General features: G+C 59.6%; 11 protein-coding genes. 4 read left to right on the forward strand and 7 right to left on the reverse strand.

Annotated elements, in window-relative coordinates; translation table 11 throughout:
* Position 1: 1 nt before the first annotated feature.
* The 3 genes from QO010_RS16810 to QO010_RS16820 all read right to left on the reverse strand — a co-directional run bounded on the left by QO010_RS16810 (position 2) and on the right by QO010_RS16820 (position 3,748).
* A complete protein-coding gene (locus tag QO010_RS16810; protein WP_307351019.1) occupies positions 2 to 1,690 on the reverse strand; it encodes a hypothetical protein in 1,689 nt (562 codons plus the stop codon).
* 29 nt (positions 1,691 to 1,719) lie between these two features.
* A complete protein-coding gene (locus QO010_RS16815; RefSeq protein ID WP_307351020.1) occupies positions 1,720 to 2,967 on the reverse strand; it encodes a DUF6035 family protein in 1,248 nt (415 codons plus the stop codon).
* 85 nt (positions 2,968 to 3,052) lie between these two features.
* On the reverse strand, positions 3,053 to 3,748 hold the full coding sequence (locus QO010_RS16820) for a hypothetical protein (RefSeq protein ID WP_307351021.1): 696 nt from the start codon (positions 3,746 to 3,748) through the stop codon (positions 3,053 to 3,055).
* Between the two features lie 404 nt (positions 3,749 to 4,152).
* On the opposite strand from QO010_RS16820, the gene QO010_RS16825 reads away from it, so the two are divergent.
* Genes QO010_RS16825 through QO010_RS16835 form a run of 3 tightly spaced genes read left to right on the forward strand, consistent with a single transcriptional unit; the run spans position 4,153 to position 6,312 of the window.
* Positions 4,153 to 4,509: a type II toxin-antitoxin system RelE/ParE family toxin gene (locus tag QO010_RS16825; protein WP_307351023.1), complete on the forward strand. Its 357-nt coding sequence runs from the start codon at positions 4,153 to 4,155 to the stop codon at positions 4,507 to 4,509.
* Complete coding sequence (gene nadS / locus QO010_RS16830; protein ID WP_307351025.1) at positions 4,509 to 4,799, forward strand: NadS family protein; 291 nt, start codon at positions 4,509 to 4,511, stop codon at positions 4,797 to 4,799. The genes QO010_RS16825 and nadS overlap by 1 nt, the downstream gene beginning before the upstream one ends.
* A 10-nt stretch (positions 4,800 to 4,809) precedes the next feature.
* A complete protein-coding gene (locus tag QO010_RS16835) occupies positions 4,810 to 6,312 on the forward strand; it encodes a hypothetical protein (protein WP_307351027.1) in 1,503 nt (500 codons plus the stop codon).
* A gap of 53 nt (positions 6,313 to 6,365) precedes the next feature.
* Here the strand turns inward: QO010_RS16835 and QO010_RS16840 are convergent, their stop codons facing one another.
* Both QO010_RS16840 and QO010_RS16845 read right to left on the reverse strand, forming a co-directional pair.
* Positions 6,366 to 9,107: a DEAD/DEAH box helicase gene (locus QO010_RS16840; RefSeq protein ID WP_307351029.1), complete on the reverse strand. Its 2,742-nt coding sequence runs from the start codon at positions 9,105 to 9,107 to the stop codon at positions 6,366 to 6,368.
* Between the two features lie 93 nt (positions 9,108 to 9,200).
* The gene (locus QO010_RS16845; protein ID WP_307351030.1) at positions 9,201 to 10,586 is read right to left on the reverse strand and encodes a hypothetical protein; all 1,386 of its coding nucleotides are present in this window, start codon (positions 10,584 to 10,586) and stop codon (positions 9,201 to 9,203) included.
* A gap of 349 nt (positions 10,587 to 10,935) precedes the next feature.
* Here QO010_RS16845 and QO010_RS16850 point away from each other — a divergent pair, with 349 nt between their 5' ends.
* On the forward strand, positions 10,936 to 11,808 hold the full coding sequence (locus tag QO010_RS16850; RefSeq protein ID WP_307351031.1) for an ArdC family protein: 873 nt from the start codon (positions 10,936 to 10,938) through the stop codon (positions 11,806 to 11,808).
* 55 nt (positions 11,809 to 11,863) lie between these two features.
* On the opposite strand, the gene QO010_RS16855 is transcribed toward QO010_RS16850, so the two are convergent.
* Both QO010_RS16855 and mobC read right to left on the reverse strand, forming a co-directional pair.
* On the reverse strand, positions 11,864 to 13,201 hold the full coding sequence (locus QO010_RS16855) for a relaxase/mobilization nuclease domain-containing protein (protein WP_307351033.1): 1,338 nt from the start codon (positions 13,199 to 13,201) through the stop codon (positions 11,864 to 11,866).
* Positions 13,198 to 13,575 carry a plasmid mobilization relaxosome protein MobC gene (mobC, locus tag QO010_RS16860; protein ID WP_307351035.1) on the reverse strand — a complete coding sequence of 126 codons (378 nt, stop codon included), beginning with the start codon at positions 13,573 to 13,575 and terminating at the stop codon, positions 13,198 to 13,200. Before mobC ends, QO010_RS16855 begins: the two co-directional genes overlap by 4 nt.
* Between the last annotated feature and the right edge of the window lie 22 nt (positions 13,576 to 13,597).

Raw genomic sequence — 13,597 nt, forward strand, 5'->3', positions numbered from 1 at the left:
CCTAAAGTATGTCTCGCCCGTTCACACAGCTGAGCGTCATTAGTTGCAATACGAGACCAAAGTTAAGGGTGAGTTCCGTCAAGCCACCTTCATCAACTCGCAGGTTGATGAACGGTGCTACGTCGTTGAGCGAGCTCGGTACGTTTACACAAATCATCACCTCTCCGCTGGGCTCAATACCGACGTATACGGCGATGGCCGTTGGTCGCCCTGCCGCGGATGAATGGAACTCCACACGCCCAAAGCCAACACTGCCCTGCAAGTCGCCCAACAAGCCTGCGAGCGATGCTGGTGTGACGTACTTTCCGTGAATGCATCGAACTCGCTCGTTTGGCGTACTGTTGCCAAAATTAAGGGTGCTGCTAGCCAGAATCTCTTGAATACGCGGAATATCATCCATGTATTCAATGAATTCTCGCTCCGGTAAAATTAGCCCGGGTTCTCTTTCGTCAAAGAAACCGATGCCGTCCGCTTGAATAACTGAGACGCAGAAAATTCTCGGGTTCGATCTATGGAATTCCGTGATTACGTCGAGAACTTCCGCTATCTGCTCTCGTTCGGCGAGAAGCCTGAACGCCACATTGACTTCGCTCTCGATAGCCTGTTCCGAAAGGCCGTATATGACGAGCCTACCGTCTACCCCCTGGATGATCGAGATAGCTATTCCGCCTCGCTGCATTCTGCGAAGGCTTCCTGTAAGTGCCGCAGTCGAAAACCGCAGGAAATTTGACCGATCTGTAGGCAAAATGCCGTAGTCTAAACTCCTTTGGAGCCGAGCGACGGCATCTCTCTGATCGGGTCCACTTTCGGTAAGGCGATCTACGGACGCGCTCTTGATGCGCTTGCTTTCTCTGAATGCAAAATACCAGCGATCAAATCGACCGTGTACTACTCGGCCAATGTCCAAGACGGTGGGGATTGGTATGCATTCTTCCAAGGCTTCGTAGACCGCAGGCGCGATTCTTTCGCGCAACATCTGCTTACCGGAAGCGCTGGACAAACCGTTCAAATCAATCCTGTGAGTATTGTTTAGGCCGTGATCGCTAATGTCTCGCAGGCTATTTTCCCAAAGATTGTCCTCCGGGAGCCTGCGAACCGCGTCGTCTAAAGCGTCAAAGAAAGCGAAATCTTTGCACGATTCCCACCACTTCATTAGCCTGTCAGTTGGTCCCGAAATATCATTGTAGATGTCCGTATAAAACCAATCATCCCAGTCCAGAATGCGGATGCGTGGCGAACTGAAGGCCCAGGCAGAAACCAGCTCTGAGATCACGCACTTCACATGCCAACTTTGCGTGTACCTCGATAGGGGAATTTCAAAAGTATCAAAGTACAGCTTGTAGTCCCGATTGAGGGCGCAAATCCGCCCATCTATTTCGGCGTGGCTTCCGGCCGCTATGCCCTGGAAGGTGGCCGCCGCTTCGTGGGCAAACATAGCGTCCTGCGTAAGAAATTCGGTTAGGTGAGCTGCCTTTTCTCTTTCGTCCTGGCGTTGGGAGAGTCGTGTTCTGGACCCGACCACCAACTGAAGAAGGCCGTCGGGCGTACCCTCAAAGATTCGCTTGTGTACTTCCTCGTGGAGCCAGACCGCTTCGTCCGAAGCGTGCTCCAGATTGATCTGGGTGACGTCGCCATCGCAGAGGCCCGCCACTGTTTCAAATTCGATCTTGTAAGGGCGATAGGTAGACATGATCCCGATTTACCGCTCGAAAGTCATCCTCACTCACCAAAGACATCAGGGAACAGTGCGATGGCAATCTGGCCTGGAATTGTGCCGCGATCACATTGATTCACATTACGAATGGCATCTGCATACTTCTGCCGCGTGGTCGGCCGCTCCATGAGGTCTTGATGGCCGGTCCTGATGGCAGCCGTTCGCACAATCCGTGCGTAGGGCAATCGAACCGGTCCGTTGAAGAAGGTGTGCAGCTTCTCGACGAGGTTCGTCTGGCGCGACGCGATAGGCCTCCCCTCGATTAGCGAAAGCAGCGTGTTGAGGAGCGCGCGAATATCTGCCTCAATCATCTCATCGACGGTGGCCGGCTGGAGGCCGAGACGCGCGATAATCTCGGCCATGAAAGCGCGATTGGCCTCCCATGACGGGCCATACTCGACCGCCTCGGCAAGCCATCGCGACCTGAAATCGAGATGCCAGGGCAACGGTGGTTCGACGGCGTACGGCAGACCCGTGGCCGGCCAGGTGAGTTCGCTAAGCCCGAAAACTCCCGAAGCCCACCATCCGTCTTTTTCCCAATAGGCCTTCAGCAGGAAGCGCCCTTCTTGGGCCGAACGCGCCAGGGTCTCGTCATCAAGCGTGAGCAGGTTCTTGCTGTGGGAATAGAAAATGTCCTCGAACGCGGTGATCAGCTTCCGGCGCTCGACAGGCACGAAGTTCCACGCCAGCCAGATCAGGTGAAACCCTTCCCGCTGGTAGAAGTGCTCGCGGGCGTCGATGATCGGCAGCTGTGTGCTGGAGAGTTGGATCTCAAACGCAATGTTCCGCCCGTCATGGACGGCGCGAACGTCAGGTCGGCGTGTTCCCGCTGCAGACGATAGATACTCGTCGATGATGACCGACCCGGAGGCGGTCAGCGGATCGCGGCGCAGACCGTCGCCGACCTGATGCTTGAGCCACAAATGCAGCGGGCTTTCCTGCGCCCCCTGAAATTGGTTGGCGCTGTTCTGATCAATCGTAGCGGGATCGCCGGTCCACCACGGGCAAGCTTGAGGCGCTCCCTTGTGGTGTCGCCAGAACGGAAGGCGCGTGGTCGGCTCACGCGGCGCATACACAGCATGGCCGCACAGATCGCAGGCAAATGCCGCGCCGCCCTCGCGACGGGCGGTGACCGCTCCGCGCCTGATCTCCTGGTAGCGATCCGCATCGACGAGGAGCAGATCGTCGCTCGTAATGACCTTGCTTGTCGAAAGGTCGATCGCGCGCTGAATGGTTCTCTGTGGCTTCCTCATATTTCGCTCGGCATCAGGCCGGCGGTCGCAGCGACTCGGAGGCCAACCCAGAGTCTAGCTCAGCTCCACTGGGCTTATCCAAGAACTACATTTCGAGACCCCGCGTGTGGTCGTTCGGGTGCAGAAGGATCACCTTGTCCCATCCCTCGGTGCTGACGTGCGGAGACAGCTGACTGCGCTCCTCTGCATTGAGGTCTGCTCCGATATGGTCGGGAAGGACCAACCACCATTCGGGATACCTCGCCCGATGCGGCGCGACCTTTCGGGCCTTTTCCGAAACACAGAGGTTCAGGTTGCGGATGATCTCGGCTCCGACAAACCCACCAGCGTCGCGGTCCGCGAGCGCACCGAGCATGAAATAGTGCTCCGTCGGTATTCCCGCCCGCCGCACATCCATCTCAAAGTTGCCGAACTTGAACGCGGCTTCATCCAGCGGCGGTTCCTTCTGAAGGGCCGCTAGTGCCGCCCGGATCTCACGCTTGATCCGCTTCCAATCAAATGGACGCCAGAAGTAGACCGATACCCACCAGCCACGTCCTTCCAGCGGCGCTCCATACTTCGGCAGCATCCCCTTCAGAAAGCCGATGATCGTCGCCTGTCCGGTCTCCAAACCCTCCGCAGCGTCCGCTCGCTCGAAAGTCTGGTTGAGCCGGCGCACTTCAACGGCAATGCGGCCATCGACAAGAAAGTCGGGCGGCACGTTCCCATCCGGCTCATAGACGACCTCACCTATGTCCAGGTGCTTCAGATACGCTTCGACTAGCTGCTCCGACGAATCCATACCTCATTATGCCAAGCCTTCTGCTCCAACACAGACCGCAAGATGTGTTCGGTGATACCGAACCACTTGCCAAGGGGCCGCTGCGCACCCCGTTGGATCCCCCGGCGCAATGGCGCTTCACCACACCCGCTCCTGACGTCGGAGCTAGTTCAGCGCCATACCATCGTGTGGACGCTGGACCACCATTCAAGGGAGCCTTCGAGCTGCCCCTGAAAACCCCATGACCAAGGAGAGACTTCCGCTCTCTCCCTGGACCCCATCGGCCAAGGGCGTTCCTGCCCCATGGACCCTGACCAACCGTCCGCCGATTGGATGCGCGCACCAGACCTGGCCCAGCGAGGCTGGGCGTCAATGACGCACTATTTCCTTGCCGGAAAGGGCGTCATTGACGTATAATGGTCTGGATGAAGACAAAGCTCCTCACCGTCGTCGAAATGCCGATCTATCTCCGCCAGGCGGAGAAGATCTGGAGCGACGAGGAGAGGGCCGCCCTGGTCGATCACATCGCCCGCAACCCTGAAAGCGGCGTCCTTATCCCGGACACCGGCGGGGTGCGGAAAATGCGATGGGGCCGAGCTGGTAGCGGCAAGCGCGGCGGTGCGCGGGTGATCTACTTCTACCACCACACCGATGCGCCGCTTTACCTCTTGCTGGCCTACGCCAAGGCGCAGCGCGAGGACATGACACAGGACGAGAAGAAGGCTGTTGCCGCACTTGCGGCCAGCCTCAAACAGCAAAACCCCTCAGAGAGGAGGACGTAATGAGCACGACTTTTGGACAAGACTTGATCGCCAGCCTCACCGAGGCGGTCGATCATGCAAAAGGAAACAAGACCGGTGCGCGTGAGCACTTGGTGGAGGTGCCGGATGTGCGCTCGCTGCGAGAGCAGCTTGCGATGTCGCAGCAGGCGTTTGCGAGCGCCTATAGAATTCCGCTCGCAACCCTCAAGGGCTGGGAGCAGGGCCGTCGCCAGCCGGATGCGACCGCAGCCGCGTTTCTCAGCGTGATCGCCCGTCTTCCCAAAGAGACGCTGGCTGCGCTGAAAAACTAAGCCTGAAACCATGACCGACACGCCCGCCGATCAGCAGGCCGCTTCGCCCGCGAAATCTCTTTATCGATTCCGCTCGACTGACGCCCTGATCGGCATGCGCGCCGAGCTGGAAAATCTCGAAATCTTTTTCTCCTCACCGGAGCAGCTCAACGATCCGCTGGAGGGCTTCAAGGATTTTGTGTGGGACGGCGATGCCATCGTCTGGAAAAATCACATCCGCCACTACCTGCTGTGTCTGATGCACACGCTCATGACCACGATGGTGATGGGCGGCGAGTATCAGGCGATCAGCGAGCACGACTTCACACTCCACACCGAAGAGGACATGCCGACTCCGCAGATGAGGGAGATGTACGGCGATATCTGCGGGGCGTTCTTCGCTGATGAGCGCGCGGCGGCATATCCGGGCTTGATTGCAGCTCGCGGGCCGATCCGGCGGGACGAAGTGCTGCACTATTTCCGAACCCTGCACGGCCGGGCCGTCACCACGATCTTGCAGACTTTCGTGAAGCGCCGCCTGGGTCCCGAAAGCCTTGTCACCGGGCCAATGGCGGCATTTGGTGAGACGCAGCTTCTGGATGATAAATATTTCGCGCTGCTGGCCCAGGTCGAAGTGGAGGCTGGAAAGCCAGGGGCCAGGGATGCGCTCTTCGCCGCGTCCACCAACACATTTGAGCAGATGCAGCTCATCCGCCTCTGCGACGACACCGTCCCGCAGAACGGTTGGACGTCAATCCTCACCGACTTCCCGCCCGTCTACATCGACCGGCTCGACCAGCTCCTGTACCCGGATTGGTACACGGCCTGCTTCACGGACAACTACAGCCACACTGCGATGTGGGGAAACTACGCCGACAGCCATAGGGGAATCTGTCTGGAGTTCGGCGTCACCGCAGACAAGAGCGGGAAGTACCGGCTGCCGCTCTACGGTCAGGTTGGGATAGGCGGCAACAAGGACGGGACGCGACCGATCTTCGGCTGGACCGATCTCCAATTCGACCCGGTTATCTATGGAGAGTCGGCAATCGAGGTCGATTTCTTCCGCTCGCTCGGGCGGCTTGGTAGGCAGGCTCTGGTCTCTAGCTGGTTCGCGAATGAGAGCGGCCAGCGCAGTATCTGCGCCGACGAAGTCTTGGGCGAAAACGAAGAATGGCGCCAAGCCTATTGGAGGCGCTACCACGACGCCGCGATCAGGAAATTGCGGGACTGGGCTCACGAGGGTGAGCATCGGTTGGTCCTTAGCGCTGGCCTCAGCGGCTCGAAGGAAACCGCAGCGCGAAAGCTGAAATTCAAACCCGAAAGCCTGACTGGCATCATCTTCGGGATCCGCACAACGCCGAGCGACAAGGCCAAGGTGATCAGGATAGTGCAGGAGAAGTGGGCGGCCGGAAATCAAACGTGCCCGGACTTCTATCAGGCCCACTACGCGCCAGAGTCCGGCAAAATCGAGCGCTCAAAATACGGCCTCCTATCAGGCGCGGCGCTCTCCCGAAGCTCGTCGAGTCGCTCATGAGCGGATCGGCGCGCCGGTCATGATCGACGTCGTCGATAGGCGGCATTACATCGCTACAGCTCGCGCAGTATTTCATAGCTCGGGCTACCGCCGAGTCGTTCAAGCTCGGTCAGCCCTGGCATCGCAATCCAGTCGATGAAATCAGACGGGCTGACCTTCCCAGCGCAGACGCGAAGCATTCCCTCGACAAAGACATCATGCTCGATGAGCGTGATGTCCTTCGCCGCCTGGACCTTCTTTTTCGAATGCTCGTCGTAGCCCGGCTTTCCCAGGGTCGCACGGAAGATAGCGGGATCGAAATCGACGGCTTTCTGCATCACCGCGAACGCGTCCTCCTTCTTGATCATTGGAGGGTTTTTTGTGGTGGTCTTGCACTCAATCAGGACTGATTTGTTTCCGAGCGTGAGCAGGAGGTCCGGAACATTTTGCTGCTTTCCATCATCGACAGTCGTAACCGTCCAGCTCCGCTCTACCTCCATGAGCGCCTTCATGGCGGTCTCATACTCCTCGCCCAAGGCAGAGGAGCATTTGTCGATCACATCAGTGAGGCCGAGCTTGGCAGCGAGTTCGATGTGGACCTTCCGGTAGCGGTCACCCCGGAACCCCAGGCAGGTTGCCACCGCCGACAAGAGTGCGGTCGTTCTACGCTCGCTTCCAAGGACCGCCGACAGCGTGTCCTTTGCGGAAGCCAGGAGCTGATCAAAGGTTTGGATGCCTTGCTGCAGAAGAGCCAAGGCGCGCTGGCGACCGAAACCCGGAACGCCTTCACGTTGGGCAACCCGTAACATATCGAGCGCCTCCGCTGGCGCTCCCCACTGAATTTGGCGGGCGAGCATTGAAAGCTGGTTGGTCAAAGTTTGCGAGTAGCCAAGCTCCGGCACACTGGCGATCTTGCGCAGGCCATCGAGCACCCAGGCGATGTCGGTCGCGAGCCGGTGCAACTGACCGGAAGGGATATTCGTCTGGTGTCTGATGTTTCGCTCAGGTTCTCCGCGACTGAACAGGATCAGGGCGTGGGCGCACTGGTTGGTCCTGTTGTCCGTTCGATCCAGCGGACCGAGAAGCGGTTGGGCGAGCAAAAAGCCGTTGGAGTTCACCGGCGCGCGCCCTGCTGGCCAAGGAAGAAAGCGAGAGGGGCGATTGCCGCTGAACTCGTCACACCCGCAGACCAGATGGATCAGGGCTGGGATATGGCGCTCGAACTCCCGGTCCAGAACGTCCGCATTTTTCCCGAGCAGTTCCAAGAACGCCATGGCCGTCGTCGGCAAGAGTCCGGACTGAGCGACAGCCTTGCCGACCGGCGTTGGCAGCAGAAGTCCGTAGTCCTCTTCCACCAACTTGTTCTCGATCAGCCAATCCGCCGACTTGAGGCCGGTGGCGATAACGTCATCAAGCTTCTTGGGATTCCGCTCCTGGATTTGGTGCCAGTAGAAGCTGTGCTGGAAAAACTCGGTGAGCAGTTCCCGCTTGTTGACGACGCCGAACGTCACCAGCGCAAGCACCGTGCGGCGCATCGAAAGGCGCACGAGTTGTGAATCTATGTTGTCATTATCGGGCAAGATAACCGTGTTGGCGTGGGCGAGTTCGCGCTGATTTCTCGGCAACAAGATCGCAAAGCCTTCCGGGTGAAGACCCAGGCGGCCCGCCCGCCCCGACATATTTCGATAGTCGGAGCGCGCGATCATCCGTCCTTCTCGATCACCGTATTGGTAGGTGAGCTTTGGGAAGACGACCGACTTGAAGGGAAAATTGACACCGGCGGCCAACGTCGATGTCGCAAAGCAGACATCGAAACTGGAATCGACAAAGCCCTTCTCAACCACCTGCCGCTCTTGCGAGGTGAGATCGGCTGTATGGAAGGCGACCCGCTTTTGGGCGTTCTGCTGCAATTGCTGAGAAGACTCAGTTGGCTCTGAGAAAAGTTCCAGTTGTTGCGCCAGGGCCATCCCATCGACGGTGCGAACCGAGGATTGGCTGTAGCGCGTCGCCATATCACTCGCTTCGTTGCGCGATTCCGTGAAGACCAAGACGGGGCCGCGACCCATATTGATTAGGTGGCGAACGACTTGGACGGCGTCTGTAGGCAGCACCTGACCCGCATGGCAGGGCGCTCCAATCTCCTGACCAAACTGGACACGATAGGCGGAGTTCCCGTTCCAGATCTCCTGATGAAGCTCGACATCGCGCGCATGACTGGACACCAGTGCGCAGTTGAGCCAGTCGGCTAGTTCCTGTGCGTTGCCGATAGTTGCCGTCAGCGCGACGAACTGGTCGAGACCCTGCCGCCGGAAAATTGCGCAGAGCGTTTCGATGTTTGGGCCTCGGGTGTCTTCCCCCAAGATCTGCAGTTCGTCGGCAACTACCACCGAAGCGGAGAGTTCGAGCTGGCCGGAAAGCATAAGGGCCAGGGCCTTTTCGTAGGTGGCTACAAGCAACTGCGGAGATACTTCTCCTTCATCGCGGTCGCCGGTGCTCAGCCCAACCGAGGCTCTAGGTTCAGGCGAGGCGTCTCCGAAGCGCTCCGAAAAGTCCGAATACTTTTGGTCGGCAAGCGCCTTGTGGGACACGAGATACAAGCATCTCTTACCGCGTTCGAGTGCGGCCAGAATTGCCATCTCTCCGACAAGGGTTTTGCCGGATGAGGTCGGGGCGCAGACAATCTGACTCCTCCCCTCTACGATACCCGCTTTGAGTGCAGCCACCTGAACCTGGGTAAAGTAAGAAATGCCCCAGCCTTTGACACACTGTTTCAGGTCTTCAGTAAATCCAGGAGCTTCGATTTCATCTATCAGCATTCCTATACCTTAGCCCTTAAATCTCGCCTGGGGCAATGCTGACCAAATCACCCTGCCAGGTTGAGGGTGGGGCCTGAAATGGCTAGCGGCACATTATTCGGTGCTCTCTCGCGAAGACCGCCTGACCACAGGCCGGGGTTCACCGGCAGGATCATCGATTGGAATTTCGTGGTGCTGCTTGTCGGCAAGACGGCGGCAGCTTGGGAAGCGGAGCTGTTCATCGCCGTGAAGCGCGCTGAAATAGTTTCCCTCAAACTCCAGCGCGTTCAGCAGAATTCGGATCACGAGTTCGCGGGCGACCAGGATGTGGTCCCAGATATCGATCTCGCCGGGCTCGTCGTTAAAATAGATGCCCGTATGCACGACCGCATTGCGAGCCTTGATCACCGGCTCAAGACCGCCATGGGGAAAATCGGCGACGACAATTCCGTGCTCATCGACGTAGCGCTGCACCTTGTCGATGAAGCTTGCCCTGTTCAGCTCCGGTACTTTCGAGAGAACCGGCTCAGGCAGATCGTGCTCGCGAATGAGCGCTCTTACCGCTTTAGCGAAGCGATCAAACGCGCCTCGCTTAACGAGAGGAAACTCTTTGGCTGGATACGCCTGCTCGACAATGTTTTCGAGCGCGGTCATCGCGCCAAGCAGGCGGCTCTCATCATAGTGGGCGGGGCTGAGGAGCCAGCGCAGAGCGGGATCCAGCTCAAGAAACCGCGCGCAGACTTCTGCGCTCGATGTGCAGGCGGATTTGAAAATCGGCTCAAGGTTCAGGAAATGAAACGGAGCGAGGAACGGCTCTGGCGCTTTGCTCAGGCTGAAGACCCGCAGACGATGCGTCGTCCCTTCAAGCCGGTCCTCCATGTAGGATCGGAGATAGACACCGCTCGCCAGTGACAGCACCCGCCGAACATGATCGGCGCGGGCTTCGATCTTCGTCCACCATTCCGGCTCCACTTCAGCCTGGTCGGACTGGATCGCGATGAAGCCGGTTATAAGCTGCCCGTCTTCCGGATTGGGCGCCGCGCCGCCAGCATAGAGTGTCCCCCCTTCGATAGGGTGGCCCAGGCGGCTGAAGGTGCGAAACCGCCGAAAGGTCCAGCGGAACTGCGGAAACGGCGATGGCTCGGAAAGCTCCTGGACAATCTCCACTTCAGAGCATGTTCCCTGAATGGTCAGATCATCCCCGTTCTCACCGGTCCTGCTGCTGTAGCCTGTGAGGTGGAAGCTGTCGGATGAGAGGCTTTCGCCTTCGGGGCCTGTCGCGTTGAGTGACCAGAACGTCACTTCCTCGCCGCGTGACAGGCCGCGCCTCAGCGCGAAGGTCTCATTTGTATGGGGCAACGGGTCGAAAACGAGCTTCAGTTCACCCCGCGCATTGACTTCGGCGCTAAAGGCCACGCTCACAGAAACTTCGTCCTTGGAGACGGTCCCCTCAAAGCGTCTGGTCGGAAATGCTGAATTTGGCGTCTTCGGTTTCGTCATCTCTATCGCTCGTTATCTAGACTCTGGGCAACGCTCAGGTTGAGGTCAAGAACTTCAAGTTGTCCTCTGATCTGGCGATCTCGCGCATCGGCGCGGGCGGGCTTTAGGCATCGCCACGAACCGCCGGGCTTCGCTCGGCGATCTCGTCCCTTCGGGTAACAATCCCTATCGCGAAAGGAGCTTGGGGCTCCGCCCCTGGCGCGCTTCGGAGAGCCTTCCGCCCAGCTTCGGACCGCTGCGCGCTCCTGCCAGCCGGTTCCCCGCGAAGGCTCCCGCTCCGCTTACACCCCCGGTCTCGCCGACGGGCAAGGGTTCAGTTCTGAACCCCAAACCCGAAGGAAAAAGGACCGTGAAAACCTCCATCTATGAAACCATCACCAACCAGATCGTGGCCGCCATTGAAGAGGGCGCGGGCCTATACAAGATGCCTTGGCACCGCTCGCGGCAGGACATCACCAACCCCCAGAACGTCGTGACAGGCCGCAGCTATCGAGGCCTCAACATCGTGACGCTGTGGATGATCGCCGAGGCGAAGGGCTTCAATTCCGGCACATGGGCGACCTATCAGCAGTGGCAGGAAAAGGGGGCGCAGGTCCGCAAGGGCGAGAAAGCAGCGAGTGTGTTTTTCTGGAAGAACCTGAGGGAGGGGCAGGAAGAGGCGCGAGGAACCGAGGAACACTCCCCCGCGAAATTCGTGGCGCGCGCCTACAGCGTTTTCAATGCCGATCAGGTGGAAGGGTACGAGGCACCGGTGGTCCCGGCGCTGTCAGAAGACGAGCGCATTGCACGGGCCGAGGCGTTCTTTTCGGCGGTCCCAGCCATCATCCAACACGAAGGCAATCAGGCCTGTTACATCCCGAGCCGCGATGTCGTGCGAATGGTCCCCTTCGCTCAGTTCAAAAGCGCGGGCGGCTACTACTCTGTGCTTGGGCACGAGCTGACCCACTGGAGCGGAGCGAAGACGCGGCTGGACCGCGATCTCTCGGGCCGGTTCGGTTCCGAGAGCTACGCCGTTGAGGAGCTGATTGCCGAACTGGGGGCGGCGTTCCTGTGCGGTCGCCTCGGTCTTCCCAATGATCCGCGCACCGAGAACGCGCCCTACATCGCCTCATGGCTGAAGGTGCTCAAGAGCGATGCGCGCGCCATCTTTACGGCAGCGACGAAGGCGCAGGCAGCTGCGGATTTCCTCGCCGGGTTTTCCGCACCCACGGAAGTGGAGTGAAAATTCGCGCCGCGCCCTTGAGGCGCGGCGCTTCAATCAGCAGACGCGACCGGCCTTACCTCTCCAGTTCCGGACCGCGTTCATTCCGCTGACGTGGCTCACGCAGACGGTCGAGCCGCGAGAGCGGCGTCTGCCGTTCCGCCATCCGCTCAAACCTTTCGCTCAACGTGGTGGGGCGCTCTGGCTGCGGCACTTGCTGGCGAGCAAGATCGCGATGGAGTTCGGTCACGCGCAGCGTGTGACGTTGCCGGGCTTGGCGGATTTCCGCCTGTAGCTGTTGACGGTCTTGAAGCTGGGCGGTGACGAGCGTGCCTCGTTGAACGCGGTCTCGTTGGAGCGCCATGAAGGCTTCCAGTTCGTTCTGCTTCCGCAGTTTCGCATGCTCGCCGCGCAGCTTGTCCCAAAGCCCAGCAAGGCCGCTGCGCATGCGTTCGGCCCGCGCGCGCCCTTCAGCTTCGCTTCGCGCCCGCTGGCCTTCGTCCAGGCGCTTCCGCTCCGAAGCATGTTGCGTCCGCATCGCCTGGCGCTGCTGATCGAGGCGCGCGGCCTCTAGCTGGCGTGTCGTTTCCACTTCGCCGAGCAGGCCGCGCAGCTTCGGCGCAATGACTTCCGCGATCCGCATGCGCGTTGCTTCGACATCGCGCAGACTTTCAGCCGGACCGAGTCTGGCCGCGATCTCCTTCGTCTTCTTCCCGACATAGCGGGCGACCGACAAGACCTCGCCCTCATACGTCAGGGCGACGTGGCCGCGCCGATCTCCTCTGGCGAGATAAAGGCCCCGCTCCTCCAGCGCCTTGGAGAAGGATGCTCCGCTGTCGCTGGCTGCCCAGCACTCCTGCATGATGGACTTGAGATCGCGGGCGTTGCGGCCAATGCGCTTGCAATGCTGCCACTCCGCCAGATCGAAGTTCCTCGGATCTCGCGCCTTTGAATCCATCATTCCGCGCGGCATCTGCCACCCGTTCTCCAGATAGATTTCCCGCGACACCTCGCGCAGGCGCATCTTGAAGAAGGGCAGCGGCACTGCCGTCATGGTCTCCGCATTGATGCGCGACCACACGGCGTGACAGTGGCGGCGGCCTTCCTTCTCGTGGAAGACGACGATGCGCGGTTGACCGCCCAAGCCGGTCCGCTCCTCGATCTTGGAAAGGGCATGTTCAAAGGTCTCGACGCGGACGCATTCGGTTTCTGGGGGGCTCAGGGAGACGGAGAATAGGTGCTGGCGGCACTTGGTCCCTTTGGCGACCGCCTGGGCTTCGTGCATCGCGCCCATGACATCTTCGGCGATGAAGCCGCGAACCTCATGCACCTCGACATGCTCGTTCTCCGTGGTTTTGAGCAGGTGAGCGCCGAGCTGCTTCGCGCTGCCGCGTTGAGAGCCCTTCAGGATCATGGCGGTACGTCCGAGAGGCCGAGCGCACGAAGCAGAAGGCGGCGCATCTCCACCAGGTAGCGGCAGACAAGACGAAGCGCGTCTTCGGTCTCAGGCGAGACTGGCAAGGAGCCAGTGTGGGCCAGACGGGTAAGCTGATTGATGTTGTTCGCGATGCGGCTATCGCCCAGCCGGGCAAGCACTTGCGATATGGCGATGTGATCTTTGACGGGGAACTTGTCCCGGCTGCGGGGCGGCGGAGAGTCCGGGTCGAGAGAGCGCCAGAGCATGAAGGGACCAAGGGGCATGCCCGCCGCCAGACGCTCCAGTTGGGCGCGTTGCTCCGGCGACACCCGAATGGTTACGTGGGTGCGGTGTTTGGCGGCATCTCTCATGGATCAAAGACAATAGGCGACC

The organism is Caulobacter ginsengisoli (genome assembly GCF_030814835.1).
In the GTDB taxonomy this organism is placed as follows: domain Bacteria; phylum Pseudomonadota; class Alphaproteobacteria; order Caulobacterales; family Caulobacteraceae; genus Caulobacter; species Caulobacter ginsengisoli.